16 protein-coding genes are annotated in these 16770 nt (G+C 53.1%); 4 read left to right on the forward strand and 12 right to left on the reverse strand.

Annotated elements, in window-relative coordinates:
• Positions 1–355: 355 nt before the first annotated feature.
• From xrtQb to gntR, 4 genes are all read right to left on the reverse strand, one after another.
• A complete protein-coding gene (xrtQb, locus tag FFS57_RS01275) occupies positions 356–886 on the reverse strand; it encodes an exosortase Q subunit 2 (RefSeq protein ID WP_137935921.1) in 531 nt (176 codons plus the stop codon).
• Positions 883–1659, reverse strand: coding sequence for an archaeosortase/exosortase family protein (locus FFS57_RS01280; protein ID WP_137935922.1), 777 nt, complete (start codon positions 1657–1659; stop codon positions 883–885). Before FFS57_RS01280 ends, xrtQb begins: the two co-directional genes overlap by 4 nt.
• Entirely contained in the window at positions 1660–4065 is a 2406-nt protein-coding gene (locus FFS57_RS01285) for a VIT domain-containing protein (protein ID WP_171013493.1), read from the reverse strand.
• A gap of 125 nt (positions 4066–4190) precedes the next feature.
• Entirely contained in the window at positions 4191–5216 is a 1026-nt protein-coding gene (gene gntR, locus FFS57_RS01290; protein WP_137935924.1) for an HTH-type transcriptional regulator GntR, read from the reverse strand.
• Positions 5217–5391: 175 nt separating this feature from the next.
• Between gntR and FFS57_RS01295 the strand changes: the two genes are divergently transcribed.
• From FFS57_RS01295 to FFS57_RS01305, 3 genes are all read left to right on the forward strand, one after another.
• Positions 5392–5907 (forward strand): gluconokinase, encoded by a 516-nt coding sequence (locus FFS57_RS01295; RefSeq protein ID WP_137935925.1) that lies wholly within the window; start codon positions 5392–5394, stop codon positions 5905–5907.
• Between the two features lie 102 nt (positions 5908–6009).
• Complete coding sequence (locus FFS57_RS01300) at positions 6010–7362, forward strand: GntP family permease (protein WP_137935926.1); 1353 nt, start codon at positions 6010–6012, stop codon at positions 7360–7362.
• A gap of 583 nt (positions 7363–7945) precedes the next feature.
• Positions 7946–8257, forward strand: coding sequence for a hypothetical protein (locus tag FFS57_RS01305; RefSeq protein ID WP_137935927.1), 312 nt, complete (start codon positions 7946–7948; stop codon positions 8255–8257).
• Positions 8258–8551: 294 nt separating this feature from the next.
• Here the strand turns inward: FFS57_RS01305 and FFS57_RS01310 are convergent, their stop codons facing one another.
• Positions 8552–9142 (reverse strand): superoxide dismutase, encoded by a 591-nt coding sequence (locus FFS57_RS01310; RefSeq protein WP_137935928.1) that lies wholly within the window; start codon positions 9140–9142, stop codon positions 8552–8554.
• A gap of 184 nt (positions 9143–9326) precedes the next feature.
• Between FFS57_RS01310 and FFS57_RS01315 the strand changes: the two genes are divergently transcribed.
• On the forward strand, positions 9327–10268 hold the full coding sequence (locus FFS57_RS01315; RefSeq protein WP_349306710.1) for a CobD/CbiB family protein: 942 nt from the start codon (positions 9327–9329) through the stop codon (positions 10266–10268).
• Positions 10269–10368: 100 nt separating this feature from the next.
• On the opposite strand, the gene FFS57_RS01320 is transcribed toward FFS57_RS01315, so the two are convergent.
• From FFS57_RS01320 to FFS57_RS01350, 7 genes are all read right to left on the reverse strand, one after another.
• On the reverse strand, positions 10369–10779 hold the full coding sequence (locus FFS57_RS01320) for a ClpXP protease specificity-enhancing factor (RefSeq protein WP_137935929.1): 411 nt from the start codon (positions 10777–10779) through the stop codon (positions 10369–10371).
• Between the two features lie 21 nt (positions 10780–10800).
• A complete protein-coding gene (locus FFS57_RS01325; protein WP_137935930.1) occupies positions 10801–11406 on the reverse strand; it encodes a glutathione S-transferase N-terminal domain-containing protein in 606 nt (201 codons plus the stop codon).
• A gap of 150 nt (positions 11407–11556) precedes the next feature.
• Entirely contained in the window at positions 11557–12312 is a 756-nt protein-coding gene (locus tag FFS57_RS01330; RefSeq protein ID WP_137935931.1) for a cytochrome c1, read from the reverse strand.
• Between the two features lie 14 nt (positions 12313–12326).
• The gene (locus FFS57_RS01335) at positions 12327–13562 is read right to left on the reverse strand and encodes a cytochrome b (protein ID WP_137935932.1); all 1236 of its coding nucleotides are present in this window, start codon (positions 13560–13562) and stop codon (positions 12327–12329) included.
• Between the two features lie 15 nt (positions 13563–13577).
• Entirely contained in the window at positions 13578–14162 is a 585-nt protein-coding gene (petA, locus tag FFS57_RS01340; RefSeq protein ID WP_137935933.1) for a ubiquinol-cytochrome c reductase iron-sulfur subunit, read from the reverse strand.
• Positions 14163–14436: 274 nt separating this feature from the next.
• Entirely contained in the window at positions 14437–15183 is a 747-nt protein-coding gene (locus FFS57_RS01345; RefSeq protein WP_137935976.1) for a Nif3-like dinuclear metal center hexameric protein, read from the reverse strand.
• Positions 15184–15315: 132 nt separating this feature from the next.
• Positions 15316–16704: an aminopeptidase P family protein gene (locus FFS57_RS01350; RefSeq protein WP_137935934.1), complete on the reverse strand. Its 1389-nt coding sequence runs from the start codon at positions 16702–16704 to the stop codon at positions 15316–15318.
• Positions 16705–16770: the final 66 nt, after the last annotated feature.

Raw genomic sequence — 16770 nt, forward strand, 5'->3', positions numbered from 1 at the left:
AAACTCGTCGTACGCTCGTACTGCCTTTGTTTGCACGCCTAACCAGAACCACTTCGCTGGGTTTTGTTAGCGGTTCTAAATGTGTCTGAGAACCCGTTCAATCTCATGTATTGCGCATACGTTCCGGCTTTTATGCTGCGCTTTATCCTGCTGGTGATCACTCATAACAGGTCTTGAAGTTCTGAGAAGGTTAGACCACTACAGTTTCGGGATGCGTGCTTGAATCAGTATGCCTTTCATTGTCTGCGCGATACCCCACAGAAGATTGGAGCTTAGCACCTGGATTGCACGCAACTTGTTAACATACTGTGTCGGGTTGAGGCTGCTATGCTTTTTTGCATGGGGTATCGTTGCGTCAGCTGGCATTCGCCGTTGCTTGTTGCGCGACGGTTACCGCCCACCATGGTCCTTTACTTTGCCCCAATGTGGCTGACCAATACCATGAGGATACATCTCGCCATTGACGATTGTCGGCGTCCGTTATTCGTTCAGTAACGACGAGTTTTTGTGACCCCTTGATTGCAGTGAACTGTGACCATTGCATTTGGCCATCTGTACGAATGGGTAGTAGTTCGATCTGGTAGCCATTGGCCCGGAAGCAATCAATACTTGGGTGAAGTTTGCGATTGGGTGTGGTGACCCAGCGTAGGATGATTTCGCGTTGACCATCGGTAAAGCGCCCAAGCTTGCCGGGAAAGCCATGTTGAAAGCGTTGCTCCAGTGCTGTCAGTGGCAATGGCTTTAAAGTCTTGCCTTCAAACCGGCTGGGCCAGCCGGGGAATGGGACATTGGATATTTCGGCAGCAGACATGTCTCGTATAAGCGGTATCAACGCTGCAATCGCACACAAAGTCAGCAGACCATACTCCAGTCTGGATCGGCTCATCGTTTCATCTCGATTTTGTGATGGCCTGCCGCAATTACCAGGGCGGCCATCGTAAACATCATGATACCGATCGCAGAATGGATCCAGGCAGGGGCGCTGATAATGCCACTTTCGGTGTAGAACAGGGCGGCTGCTCGTACGGCATTGGCCAGGATGACGACAATGACAGCCCACAGCAGGCCGATAGCCGTTCGTCGCGTATCCAGATTGCGTGCGCAAGCCAAGGTAGTACTCAACAGCAATGCCGACCACAACATGTTGACGCCACTACAGGGCGCGTCGATGGCAATTGCTTGTACACCCCATACCAATAAGGCGCCATCACGAATCACCGACAAACCCTGTGCCTGTAGTAACGCGGATGATATTACGCCAGCCAGCACACGGAGCGGATAGCCCAGGTAAAACTGCAATGAAGCAGCCAATGGCAAAGCCAAAAGAAGCAACAGGCAGAAGGCGAGATCCAGACGTCGACCCGCCCGCATGGCACTGGCCCAAGTGGCCAGCGCCATGCAGGCGAATGTGGCCCGCACCGCCATTGGCCAGGCCGACCAGGTTGCCATTGCATAAGTGGCGATCCATGCCGTGGGCAACAGTAATGGTCGTACTGGCAAGGTGGCTGCCTGCGGGCGCCGCCACATCAACAGGATGGCAATCACAGCTGCGAGCCAGCCCCAGCTTTGATTGGATGCATCCAGGCTGCCTTCCGCAAACCACTGCCATACCGGCCATGTGGCAGCCAACATGGCAAAGGGAATCAGCATGGTGTGCATTCAGTACGGGTCCTTGCGTAAACGGCGTGCCTGCCAAGTCAGTACACTGATGACCACAATGATCAGCACCCAGGTTTCCGGTTCTGGCACCGTTGGTACGGTACCTGGCGAGACGGGCTCCAAACCCGCTTCATCGTATTGTTGCCGGGTTTCCAGCACGACTGCACTCGATACCGCTGTCACCAGCTGATAACGTTGCGCGGTTGTAGCGGCAGTTTGATAGGCACCGGCCTGCCTGGATTGGCTCAGCCGGTGAATTTCATCTGATGCCCATAACCTGACCAAGTGCTCGCTGGGGGTACTGAGCGCTGATTGATCGACGACATCTGCCATGACTCGTTCACGATTCAGGGTGTAAGCCTGTGTACCGGGCAGCCAGCTTTGGAGCAGGCGGTTCAAGTCTGCTTGCGGGGTATCCAGGCGGGGAATGGGATGCAGGGTTGCAATGCCATCCAGTGCAGTCAGCAGGCGATTTGAGCCGGCTACCATCTGTAGCGAATACAGTCGGATATCACCATGCCCCTGCCGCATCTGGTGCTGAAAATTGTCTGGTTGGGTCAGTGTGATCGATTGTGTTCCATGCAGCCAAACCACGGCTCCCCGTTCACTTTGGGCGACCCAGTCCCATGCGGCAATCAGTGCTGGCAGGTTGTCCTGGCCGCCGCTAAAGTCCACCTGTTTCAGGATGGTTGCCAATGTGTGGCCGTCTACTGGTTTAAGCGGCTGCAATTTAGGGACCTGATCACCAGCCACCACCACTTGCCACTCCAGATCCGCAGGTAAATTGCGCATGGCCTGGTCAAGCTGTCGTGCACTGGTTTTCATGGCTGCCGAGCCGTCAATCACCAACGCGACCCGCTTGGGGCGCCACGCTGGGGTTTGTGTCATCCGCTGGATGACCACGGCAGCAGGTTTGGCTAGGGTATCCAGTTGCCAAGCCGGAGAGGTGCCTTGTTGCTGGGCGATTGTGACCAGCGACGCACGTCGACCCAATTGTTCGTCTGGTAAAGCGCCTTCGATGTGGTAAGCCGTATTTGAACTGGCCCGCTGCTGGAATACTGTGGAATGCATCAATGCGGAATCGGACTGCAGGGAAATGGCATGCCGTAGTTGGGTTGGCAGCTCGAAATTGCGATCCAGCAGGGCAGGTAACTGTAATTGTGCAGATTGCTGATTCATGACCTGTAACGGTACGCTCATGCCGATCCGTATCGTCATTTCCTGGCCATCTGTCGGAATGGGGAACAGCTGAAACTGTACGCGATCCGGCCCGGCCGAAGTGACCAACAATGGGTCGCGTTGTTGCCGAACTATTTTTTCATAGGCTTGGCGCACTTGGCCGCGCCCACCAAATGCAGCTTCTTTGGCTTCGCCATTGATCCACAAGTTGACACGTGACACGACAGCACCTGGTGGCAGCACGATCTGGCCTCGGCCTTCCTGAAGCTGGTGAGTATCGTTTTTGAAATTCATCGTCCATTCCAGATAGGCAGTGGCCGCCCGCTGGTCAATGGTGCCGTCGATCTGCGAACGGGATAACTTCACTCCCAGGATTTTCCCGCCGACCATCTGGCCGCCCTGCTGTTCATCGAAATTGCTCGCCCAATCTCGGATACTTTGTTTGATTGGCAACTTATGCTCAAAGTATGCAGTACCGGTGACACGGTAAAACACCTCGCGTATCCGTTCTTGTTGATCGAGATCAGCTTCCAGCAAAGTCAGGTCAAACAAACCATTGGATCGGCCCTGGTCGGCATAGCACAGTTTTAGCATTTCCCGGTTACTGCCAACAGCGCGCAACAGGGTGATGCCTGACTGTCGTAAACTGGGTGACTCACCAATCGCCATTTCGACACCAATACGTGTGACGATTGCCGGCACGTTAATCGCAAGCAGTGTCACACTGGCTAAGGCGATCCCTCGCCAGAAGTTGGGTAACTGGTCTGCTTTATCCCCTAGACTGCGTTTCAAACCTTTGCGGATAAGCCACGTTGCAATCAATGCCAATAGTGGGGACAGCGGCAGCAAGCCCATGCCAAAGAACAGTATTGCCATTGCGCTCAATGGCACCAGTGGCAGAAACAGCAGTGTGTAATACAGTGCGATACAGAGTGAGATTGTATTCAGCCAGCCGAACCACTTTAGTCGTTGCTGTATCAGGCTTGGTGGGGTGAAGACCAACAAGGCATTACTGATTGGCACCATGGCTATCAACAGCCAGTGTCCAGGATTGGGGATCGGGTCAAAAAAAGTATCGCGACACATATGGGTCAATGTTTCGACCACAAGCGTGATAGTGGGTAGCAAAATACCGCAGATGATCAGAAATGCCCATCCAATGCGGGAGTGACGCTGAACTTCTGGCTGGTCGATTGTTTCTTGATGAAGATCGGTATCGTCGGTCATGATTGGTCTGGCCTGATAGGAATCAGGCTTGCGATGATCCACTATTCGGATGAAGTCATCACGCATTCAATGTGAAGCGAGTGTGAAGTGGGGAGATCATCCTGCTTAGCGCAGCGGACACAACATCAAGTGCTCTCTCGTACCACTAATTCAAATCCCAGATCAATGACAGGTTGCGCCGGCGCCTGACCTTGCATGAGCTGCAGCAGTAACTGCGAAGCCCGAAGTCCAATCGCCGCGCGGGGTGTGCGAATGGTAGTGAGACGTGGCACCATTTCTGCAGACGCAGGCAGGTCGTTGAAACCCACCACTGCAATTCGATCCGGTATTTCAATTTTCTTGCGGATGGCTTCCAATAAGCCGCCCTGAGCAAGGTCATCGTTGCCGAAGAAAATGGCATCGATATCTGAATGTCGTTTTAACAGATCCTGGAACAATTGCGCACCCATGGCAACAGACGAAGGTGCCGGGGAGAGTAGCTCCAGTGACGGATCATGTAGCTGATGCTCAATCAATACTTGACGGAAACCTTCACCACGTTGCAAGGTGCGTGGATCAAGTTGGGCTGCGACATATGCGATTCGTTTGCGTCCGCTGGCAATCAAATGTCTGGCGACGATGGCGCCAGCATCATGCTGTGAAAAGCCGACACAGTGCACACCAGTTGCATTGGCCAATTCCATCATATAGACACAGGGGACACCGCTGGTTTCAATCATACGACGGGCATTTTCAGTGCGGTCGAAGCCGGTTACGATCAAGCCGCTGGGGCGCTGTGTAAAGTAATTGCGCAGCAGTCGCTCTTCTTCATCCCGTGAATAATGGGTATTGCCGATCAATACCTCAAATCCTTCAGGTTGCAGGGCTCGCTGGACGGCTTCCAATGTATCGATGAAAACCGCGTTGGACAATGATGGGACGACGATGACAACAGCGTTGCTGCGCGCGGATGCCAAGGCACGGGCAGCTGGGTTGGGAAGATAGCCCAGTGAATCTGCTGCAGCTTTGACGCGCTCCACCAGCTCAGGTGCCACGCTGGCCACGCCACGTAGCGCCCGGGATGCAGTAATCGGGCTGACGCCAGCGGCCTTGGCGACGTCAGACAAAGTGGTACGGCCGGTTGCACGGGAATGACGTTGGTTTGGAGGCATGTCTGCTTGCAAGTGGAAAAAGGCAATGCTATGGTAGCGCTATCTTTTTGTTTGCTCAAGATAACTGGCTTTGAAGCAAAACTAGTCCAGGTAAGGCTTCGCGTGTGATTCAGCTCGCGTTTTTTTGAAATTTCCAAGACAGCGCTATCTTGAGTGGGTTTGTTTGGAGCCATGCATGAATCAACGATGTCCTGCCCTGGTGATTATGGGGGTGGCTGGCTGTGGCAAGACCAGCGTGGCAGCAGCAGTCTGCCAATTGACTGGTACCTTGTTGATCGAAGGTGATCAGTTTCATCCTGTTACCAACGTGAACAAGATGCAAGCAGGGATTCCATTGACAGACGAGGATCGGGCGGGCTGGCTGGATCGCTTGGCTGTTGAACTGACTGTTGCAATTGCCAGTGGTCGTGTACCCATATTGGCCTGTTCCGCCTTGAAGCAGCATTATCGGGATCGCTTGCGCAGGTCGGTGCCTGACTTGGGTTTTGTATATCTGATGTTACCGCAAGCAGTGGCTGCCGAACGCGTAGCCAATCGCCTTGGTCATTTCATGCCGAGCAGTCTGGTGGCCAGCCAGTTTGCTACTTTGCAGCCACCATTTGGTGAGCCCAATGTCTTGTCGGTTGATGCCACCCTGCCACTGGCTGGCATTGTTGATGCCGTCAAGGACTGGTGGCAGTCCGTTCCATGATGGCTGCTGGAAATTACACCCCGCAAAGATAGCGCTGTCTTTGCGGTGCAGCACATGCTCAAGTTGTTGTCGTGTCCATTTATAACAAGCAGGAGACAACCCATGTTCGGTTTAAGTCACGAGGCCTTTTTACTGCTGGATGCATTGCTTGCAATCATTGGCCTGATTCTTCTGATCACACGTCTTAAAGTACATCCATTTGTTGCGCTGATTCTGGTAGCTGGGTTTCTTGGCCTGACTTCGGGCATGCCTGTGGATAAAATCATTAAATCCTTTCAGGAGGGTTTTGGCGGTGTATTGGGTTTCGTTGGCATCGTGCTTGGGCTCGGCACCATGCTGGGCAAGCTGATGGCGGAATCTGGCGGGGCCAAGCAGATTGCTATAACGCTGGTTCAACGCTTCGGACAAGCACGCGTACATTGGGCAATGATGCTGGGTGCCTTTCTGGTCGGTATCCCGTTGTTTTTTGAAATCGGCTTTGTGTTGTTGATCCCATTGGTATTCATCATTGCACGTGAAACCGGTATCTCCATCGTCAAGATCGGTATTCCATTGCTGGCGGGATTGTCGGTCGTGCATGGGCTGGTCCCACCTCATCCGGGGCCATTGCTTGCCATCGGCGTGTTTGGCGCTGATATTGGCAAAACCATTTTTTATGGCTTGTTGGTCGGTTTGCCGACGGCAATGATCGCTGGCCCGATTTTTGGCGCGTGGATCGCCAAGCGGGTACCTGGCAGCCCATCAGAAGAGCTGATCGAGCAGCTGGCGCATGAGCCGACCACGGGTCGGTTGCCCAGTTTTGGCATTACGCTACTGACGATTCTGTTGCCTGTTGCACTGATGCTGTTGAAATCTTATGCAGATGTTGCATTTGTGGAAGGCAACACATTCCGCAAATGGATGGATTTCATCGGGAACCCGATTGTCGCGCTGTTGGCCGCACTGGTACTGGCTTTCTACACGTTTGGCCGCAGTTGCGGATTTGACGGCAAGCAAGTGCTGAAATACCTTGACCAAAGCTTGGCACCGACTGCTGCCATTGTGCTGATTGTAGGGGCGGGTGGTGGTTTCAAACAGATGCTGGTGGCGTCGGGGGTGGGTAGCGCCATTGGCCAGATTGCCGTACAGGCGCAGATTTCACCCATCCTATTGGCTTGGCTGGTGGCTGCGGTGATCCGAATTGCAACGGGGTCGGCAACAGTGGCTACGATTACCGGGGCTGGCATTGTTGCGCCAATTGTCACTTTGGTACCTGGTGTCAATCGAGAGTTGTTGGTGCTGGCCACTGGCGCCGGTTCGCTGATCCTGTCGCATGTCAATGATGCTGGGTTCTGGCTGGTGAAACAGTATTTCAATATGTCAGTCACTGAGACGTTCAAGACTTGGACCATGATGGAGACATTGATCTCGATGGTAGGTCTGGGGTTCATTCTGCTACTGTCATGTTTCTTGTAATCGGCAACGTCCTGTCACTTTGAATCGATGGTATGGGCGTGGGGGTACCTCATCTCGGCACCGAGGCATACAGTGTCGCGTCCAGATTGAGGTACAAGTAGGCGTGTTTGCTCGATTGAGTTTGGTGGTGTGGTGTTTGGCAATGGTCTACAGCATGATTGTCTGCCCACGTAGCCGTCCGATAACCGTCTCAGTCCTTCCTAAAGAGGGTTGGATTCGATTGGCTTTCGGTCGCTGGGCATACCAACAGCAGCGAGAGTAGTCCTGAGTTTGCATCATAGTAGTATGGGTTGGTGGATTTCGCTGCTGCTGACGATGCGTTCAGCAAATACCACCAGTGATATCCAGGCAATCGAGCCTTTCGGGCCAAGCTGGTGATAGCCAACGTGCTAGGCTGCAATCTGACTGCGTCAGTATGTCATGGTTGGCATCCAACCCACGACAGCATCGCTGGTTACATCAGGGCAATCTCTGTCTACCATGTTTCTGCAGTGTAATGATAACTTTCCACACAGTATGTCGTTTGACGTGCTACGGTTTGACCAAAGGCGGTTGTTTTACCTGTGTTTGAGGAGAGGGCACTATGCGCCATTTTGGTATCACGGCAATTCAACGTCATCCATCAAGCAACGAAATAGAGGAGCTGGTGTTTGGGGAAGTGCTTGGCGACAACGAGCAGTTTCATGTCGAAACGCTTCATAAGGCATCTGTGTCTCTCGTAATTGAGCTGTTGCGGGAGGGGGATGTCTGCTGGGTACTGGCCAATACGGCGGAGGGATTTGTGCTGACCGATCAGGTTGTCTTGCAAGTCAATGCGCAAGGTGTCACTCAATTGCGAAGCGTTGGTTTGGATGGTGAGCCTACTGATGCACTGTCGGGATTGCCGATGGTATGACGTAACTTGCCTGCTTCCATAGCGTTCTGATATACCTGTGCCGGGCAATTTGGGCAGGATTGTTTTTATGTTCTCGCCATCGTGCAATGGGGACAAGGGAAGGTTGATGGCTTCGTTGAAGCTGCCCAAGTAGATCAACGTACTAACCTTTGTTGGCCTCTTTTTCACGTTATCAACAAAGAAAGGGCATCTTTAGGGTGCCCTTTCTCTGAAATTCATCGTTTGTTGAAACCTGAAGCTTTAAAGCGTTGTTGTCTTCAATCCAGTACGTTCGACAAACAACGGACTAGGTAATCAGCCCAGTCGCTTGGCAACGACATTCCAGTCAACCAGCTTCCAGAAACCTTCCAGGTAGTTCGGGCGGCTATTGCGGTAGTCGATGTAGTAAGCGTGTTCCCACACATCACAGGTCAGCAGGGCAGTATCTGCCGAGGTCAGCGGTGTGCCTGCAGCGGTCGTATTGACGATGTCAAGCGAGCCATCCGCTTTTTTCACTAGCCATGTCCAGCCAGAACCGAAGTTACCGGCAGCGGAGGTATTGAAGGCTTTCTTGAATTCGTCGAATGAGCCCCACTTGGCATTGATGGCGTCAGCCAGCACGCCAGCAGGTGCGCGAACATCGCCATTTGGGTTCGGCGCAAAGCCCAGCCAGAAGAATGTGTGGTTCCAGACCTGTGCGGCGTTGTTGAACAGGCCGCCTGCCGGTGCTTTTTTAACGATTTCTTCCAGTGGCAGACTCTCGTTCTCCGTGCCCTTGATCAGATTGTTCAGGTTGGTAATGTAAGTTTGATGGTGCTTGCCATAGTGGTACTCGAGGGTTTCCTTGGACATATAAGGTGCAAGGGCGTCGAGGGCATAGGGTAGTTCTGGCAACTTGTGTTCCATTTAATTCTCCAGGGAATGGTTTGAGTGAGCGCCTACGGGCTCAGGAGGCGAAAACCTAGTCAGAAGTTTAACAGTTTCGGCTTGATCGCGACAATACCTGAGTAAAATAGTCTTCTTTTAGGCAGGGCGCACCTAAGCTAGTTTCCGTGCGGTTGCTGTGTTATCTTCAAGGCAAATCAATAAAATGATGTCCTCCATTGCCATGAGCCTGTTATCGCTGATTGCCGCATTGTTGCTTGAGCAGTTCAAACCGCTTGAGTTTCGCAATGAGTTCATGCGTGCCTTTACACGCTTTGCCAACAAGTTGGAGCGCAAACTCAATGCTGGGGAATATAAACATGGCCTGATTGCATGGTTGATCGCCACGGTGCCGGCCTGCGGTATCGCTGTCGGGGTGTATTACCTATTGATGCAGGTATCACCGGTGTTGGCATGGATCTGGAATGTGATTGTGTTGTACATGATGATTGGCTTCCGCCATTTCAGTCATGCTTTCAGTGGTATTTCCGATGCATTGAAATCGGGCGATGCGGATCATGCACGTCAGTTGCTGGCGGATTGGACCAATCAGCACACCACCGAAATGGATGATGGGGAGGTGTCGAGGTTGGCGATTGAGCAGGGATTGATCGATTCATATCGGCATGTATTTGGTACGATCTTCTGGTTTCTGATTCTGCCGGGACCTGCGGGGGCAGTGTTGTATCGCTTTGCTACACGACTTGCTCAAAAGTGGGGAGGACGGGAAGGGCAGGAAGCGGATCAGTTCGGGCGCTTTGCGACCATGATGGTAGCCGTTCTGGATTGGGCGCCGATTCGGTTGACTTCTATCAGCTTTGCAATTGTGGGGGATTTTGAGGACGCGGTGTATTGCTGGCGTTCGCAGGCACAGGCTTGGGCTAACTATGATTATGGCATTTTGTTGGCCAGTGGGGCCGGGGCAATTGGAATCAAGCTGGGTGAGCCGTTACATCAGGATAACACCTTGAAATTCAGGCCGGAGCTGGGTATTGGTGACGAGGCTGATGCGGATTATCTGGCCAGTGCGGTGGGATTGGTATGGCGGGCAGTCTTGCTGTGGTTGTTCCTGATCCTGTTGTTCAGTGTGACACACTGGGTTGGATAGTACTAGTCTTGAGCTGCTTGCGAATTGGTGTTTCACCGAGTCAAACAAAAAGCCGTGAATCATTCACGGCTTTTTGTTTGACTGTACGCCATCAAGCCATTTATTTGATCACCTGCAGCTTGGCGCGGCTTTTGGCTCGGTCAGTCGTACCATCCGTTGGTGTTGGCGATAGTGGCGGCTCGGTCGGTGGTGTGGTCGCTTCGGGTGGGAAACTCATACCTGTGCCTGTTTCCCGGGCAAAGATTGAGATGACCGCACCAACAGGCACGATGATCTCACGTGCAACCCCGCCAAAACGCGCAGAGAACATGATCCAATCGTTACCGAGGTCGAGATCCTTGGTAGCGCCATAGCCGATGTTCAGGACAATCTCACCGTCTTTGACGAATTCATGGGGAACTTTGACATTGTCGTCGAGCACAGCAACCGCCAAGTACGGCGTGTAGCCGCTGTCAACGCACCATTGGTGAATGGCACGAATCATGTACGGCTTGGTGGAGATTTCACTCATTCGGTAACTCCTCAATCTGCCTTATTTGCGCATGGCCTTTTCGGCAGGCGTCAGTGAATCGATAAAGGCCTGGCGGCTGAACAGACGCTCAGCATACTTCAGCAGATGCGGATTGGGTTTGGAGAAATCAACGCCATAATGTTCCAGGCGCCACAACAATGGCGCGATGGCAACATCCAGCATTGAGAATTCATCACCCAGCATGAATTTCTGCTTGGAGAAGATCGGTGCAATCTGGCTCAAATTCTCGCTGATGGCTTTGCGTGCCTTATCCTGATCCTTCTTGGTGCTGGAGCTGTTTTCCAGCACACGGACATGGCAGAACAACTCTTGGCTGAAGCGGTAAAGGAACAGGCGAGCACGTGCGCGCATGATCGGATCGGCCGGCATCAGTTGAGGGTGCGGGAAGCGCTCGTCAATATACTCATTGATGATGTTCGATTCATGCAGAATCAGATCGCGTTCAACCAGTACGGGCACTTCATTGTACGGGTTCATGACGGCGAGATCTTCGGGCTTGTTGTGCACGTCGACATCGTTGATCTGGAAATCCATTCCCTTCTCAAACAAAACGATACGGCAGCTGTGGCTGAAAGGGCAGGTGGTACCTGAGTACAGGATCATCATGATGGAGAGCCTTTGTGTTGCAGATAATCAAATGGAGAGAGCTAGTTTACCAAATGCAGTGGGTAATTTGCCAATTTTGATTGATAAGTTGATGTTTATAAATAAAAAACGGGAGGTTCTCTCCCGTTTTTTTGTCCATATGTGACGATTTTAGTGCACGTCTTTCCAGTATTCCGATTTCAGTGCATATGTCAGTGGCACCATCACCAGAATCAAGAACAGCAGCACGATATAGCCAATCGTTTCGCGGGTATTGCGTGAAGGTTCACCCATGAACACCAGATAGTTCACCAGGTCACCGACCAATTGGTCGTACTCACGGGTATCGGGCTTGCCATCTTTCAGGCTGGTCAGAGTGCCAGCCTTGATCAGCTTGAGGGTTTTTTCCTCATGGCCATGCTCGCCTTTTTTCACTTCAAGCACTTGGTCGCCCTGTAGTTCATACAAGGCATGTGGCATGCCAACCTTGTCAAATACGGTGTTGTTCCAGCCAGTTGGGCGAGTGTCATCACGGTAGAAACCACGCAGGTAGGTATACAGCCAATCTGCACCACGAGAACGGGCAATCACGGTCAGATCTGGCGGGGGGGCGCCCAGCCAGTTCTTGCCATCTGGAGCCGTCATGGATACTTTCATCAGGTCACCAACTTTGGCTTCCTTGCTGAACAGGAAATTATCTTTGATTTGCTGCTCTGTCAGGCCGATATCCTGCAGGCGGTTGTAACGCATGTAGGCAGCGCTGTGGCAGTTCAAGCAATAATTGACGAACAGCTTGGCGCCGCGTTGTAGTGATTCGAAGTTACGGGTGTCGACTTCCGCCTTATCGAGTTTCACATCTTCGCTGGCTATTGCCATTAGCGGTAGCGTAAGTAGGGCAACCAGCAATTTGCTGAACAATTTTTTCATCTTGTTGTGCTCCCTTAGCCTGTGACGCGGGTTGGAACAGGCTTGGTCGAATCAGTCTTGGTGTACCACGGCATCAGCAGGAAGAAACCGAAATAGACGAAAGACAGAACCTGTGCAATCAGCGTTCGGGTATCGGTTGATGGCAATGCACCGAGAATACCCAAACCGACGAAAGCAACCACGAACAATGCCAGTGCGATCTTGAACTTCGGACCGCGATAGCGGATCGACTTCACCGGACTGCGATCCAGCCAAGGCAGGAAGGCGATGATCACCACGGCAGCACCCATCGCCAGTACGCCCCATACCTGGGTACCCAGGAAGGATGGTACAGCGCGCAAAATCGCATAGAATGGGGTGAAATACCAAACAGGTGCAATGTGCGGCGGGGTCTTCAATGGATCGGCTGGGATGAAGTTGTTATCTTCCAAGAAGTAGCCACCCATGGTTGGCATGAAGAAGACGACAGCACTGAACACGATCAGGAAAACGGCTACACCGAAGATATCCTTGACGGTGTAATAGGGATGGAACGGTATGCCATCCAGCGGAATGCCTGTCTTCGGATCTTTGTGCTTCTTGATCTCAATGCCGTCAGGGTTGTTGGAGCCGACTTCATGCAACGCAACCAAGTGGGCCACGATCAACAACAGCAATACCAATGGTACGGCAATGACATGCAGGGCGAAGAAGCGGTTCAATGTGGCATCGGAGACGACGAAGTCCCCACGAATGAAGACTGCCAAGTCCGGGCCAATCACAGGGATTGATGCAAACAGGTTGACAATCACCTGCGCCCCCCAGAACGACATCTGACCCCACGGCAACAGGTAGCCAAGGAAGGCTTCTGCCATCAGGCACAGGAAGATCAGCATGCCGAAGATCCACACGAGTTCGCGTGGTTGGCGGAACGAACCGTACAGCAGGCCACGGAACATGTGCAGATAAACCACCACGAAGAACATCGAGGCGCCCGTAGAGTGCATGTAGCGGATGATCCAGCCACCGGATACATCACGCATGATGTATTCAACAGAGGCAAATGCGAGGCCGGCATCTGGCTTGTAGTTCATCGTCAGGAAAATGCCGGTGACGATCTGGATGACCAGAACCAGCAATGCCAGCGAACCGAAGAAGTACCAGAAGTTGAAGTTCTTCGGGGCGTAATATTCGGATACGTGCGCCTTCCAAGTGGAGGTCAGCGGAAACCGCTCGTCGATCCAATTCATTACCTTGTTGGATGTTGTCATCTGAAGGCTCCCTGATTATTTGTCGTCACCGATCAGCACACGGGTGTCGCTGAGGTATTTGTGTGGTGGGACGATGAGATTGGTCGGCGCAGGTACCCCTTTGTACACGCGCCCGGCCAAGTCGAACTTGGAACCATGACAGGGGCAGTAGAAACCGCCCAGCCAGTCTGCACCGAGATCGGCGGGAGCCAGATCGGGACGGTGGGTTGGCGAACAGCCGAGGTGGGTACAAATCCCGACGGCAATCCATATTTCCGGCTTGATGGCACGGCTGGCGTTTTTTGCATATTCAGGCTGTTGATCGGCTTCCGACTTGGGATCGGCGAGCTTGTCATCGAGCTTGGTCAGATTGGCGAGCTGTTCTTTGGTGCGGGAGACAATCCACACTGGTTTACCACGCCATTCCACATTGATTTTCTGCCCGGATTCGAGCTTGCTGATGTCCACTTCCACCGGTGCACCAGCGGCTTTGGCACGTTCACTTGGCGCGAAAGTCAGCACGAACGGCGTCGCCACGCCACCGACTGCGACGGCCCCGGCTGCGCCGGTAGCCGCAACGAGGAAGCGGCGTTTGCTGTTATCGACTTGAGTATCGCTCATCGTTGATCCCTGTTATTTTGGAAACCATAACCCTGGGTTTGTTGACGTTAATTTTGCGATCAGATCTGGCCGCTGACCAGAACGCTCCGCTGGCAATGCCAACCTGCTGCGCAGATGTGATGGCAAAACTAACGCCACCGAAACCCTAAACCATCCGATTTTACCCGATATCGTATAGTGGGTAAAACCCGACGCAGCCTTCAGACCGATATCACGGGGAATGAAAGGCACCGGGTTTGATCTGGATCAGGCTTGGGCTGGCGATCTACTCGACTCAAACCGGACTGTCGATGTCCACAAAATGATGCGTCAATTCGAATTCACCTGCCAGATAGCGGCCCAATGCCTCGATGCCATAACGTTCGGTGGCATGGTGACCGGCAGCAATGAAGGCAATGTCGGCTTCGCGGGCGGTATGGACAACCGGTTCCGAGATCTCGCCCGTGATATAGGCATCGATGCCTTGTGCAATGGCATCGCTGAAATAACCTTGGGCTCCACCCGTACACCAGCCAATCCGGCGAATCGGTTTGGTCATGTCCCCAATGATTTGCGGTACGCGACCCAATTGCTGGGCAATGTGATCAGCCAGAATCGATAACGGGAGTGTGTCTGAGAGTACGCCAATCACCCCTAGATTCTGGTCGCCAAAGGTGCCGTCCGCAATCAGTCCTAGCTTGTGCGCCAACTGGGCGTTGTTGCCGAGTGTTGGATGCGCATCCAGCGGCAGGTGATACCCAAACAGGTTGAGGTTGTTGCTCAGCATCATCCCAAGACGCTGGCGTTTGAGGCCGACCACTCTCGCATCTTCGTTCTTCCAGAAAAAACCATGGTGTACCAAAATCGCGTCCGCTTTCAGGTCCAGGGCAGCTTCAATCAAGGCGCGATTGGCGGTGACCCCGGTAACGATGGTTTCGATCTGTTCACGGCCCTCCACTTGCAGGCCATTGGGGGCATAGTCCTTGAAGCGTGCGACTTCCAGAATTTGTTGCAGATGACGGTCGAGTTCCTGGCGGGTAATCATGGGGGTGATCTCGAAGATGGATTAGTGTTGATTGTCGCATATCCGATCGGCTTCTGAGGCTGATGTATCGTCCCTCATACAACAAAAAAGCCCATGGCTGACGGCATGGGCTGCTCCAAGTTACGATGGTCAATGACCTACACAGGCTTCCACTTCGGCAATTGACTTGGCAATGGGGTCACCCAATACTCGTGCGCCGTCCGATGTGATCAAGATGTCGTCCTCAATACGGACACCGCCGAAATCACGAAAGTCAGCAAAACGCGCATAGTTGATCAAGTGAGTGAATTTGTCCTCGGCCTGCCACCGATCAATCAATGTCGGAATGAAGTAAATACCTGGCTCCACAGTGACTACCCAGCCAGCTTGAACCGGACGGGCCAGCCGCAGCGATTTGCGACCAAAGTCGTGGCTGCGTTGGTAACCTTCGCCGTAACCGACCCAGTCTTCGTTCAATGCTTCCATATCGTGCACATCCAACCCCAGCATGTGGCCCAGGCCATGTGGGAAGATCAGCGCGAATGCGCCACTATGGATGATTTCATCTGTATCGCCTTTGAACAGGCCCAATGGTTTCAGTCCTTCGATCAATACCCGCGCTGAAAGCTCATAAATGTCCAGATAAGGCACGCCGGGCTTCAAGGCAGCAATGGCGGCAAGCTGTGAATCCAGCACAGTCTGATAGATGGCGCGTTGGCGATCATTGAAGCGGCCGCCAACCGGGATGGTACGAGTGATATCGCTGGCATAGTGCAATGGGCTTTCGGCCCCGCTGTCGTTGAGCAGCAGATCACCAGCAACCAGCGTGTTGTCGTGATGGTGGTTATGCAATACTTCGCCGCGTTTGCTGAGAATCGGGGCGTAGGACTGCCGGCGGCCATGTGCCCAAGCCAATCCTTCAATAGCCCCGGCGATCGACTGTTCGGTAACACCAGGCTGAGCCATGCGCATTGCAGTCAGATGCATTTGCTTGGTGATGGCCAGCGCGTTTTCGATTTCAGCAATTTCTTCAAGGGATTTCACGGCGCGCAGTTGGATGACGGCACGTGTGACATCGGGGCTGGTGAGCACGTCAACTTCCCGTAGATTGATTCCCAGCCAGTCCGCCAAGCGAATACGATTTTGCGGACGGTATTGAGGCAATAGATGCAGTGTGCGGCCTGTCTGTCGGGCTGTGCGCAGCCGATCTGGCAATTGACTGAGTGGCGCACTGTGCGTAACGCCTACCCCGTCAGCCTGTGCTGCCAGCGTTGGCAGAGGGCCAGTCCAGACGATGGCATCCAGGCCAGGGTCATCGCCATACAGGGTTGCTTCACCGCTCTCCAGATCGATGACGCCAACCAAATCCGGCAGATCCAGCCCGAAGAAATACAGAAAGCTGCTGTCTTGACGGAAGGGAAGGATGTTATCGGTGTAGTTGCTGGGGCTGTCGCCATTACCAGGCAAGACCAGCAGGCCTTTGCCTGTCTGACGTACCAGTGCGGCACGGCGTTGTTGATAGGTTTCGCGGTTGAACATGGTAATACATCCTGATGGAAGGTTGGCTGCTGGTATCAGACAGTACGGTGAGCACGTGCTGCCTGA

Origin of the sequence: Chitinivorax sp. B, assembly GCF_005503445.1 — a bacterium.
Lineage (GTDB): Bacteria > Pseudomonadota > Gammaproteobacteria > Burkholderiales > SCOH01 > Chitinivorax.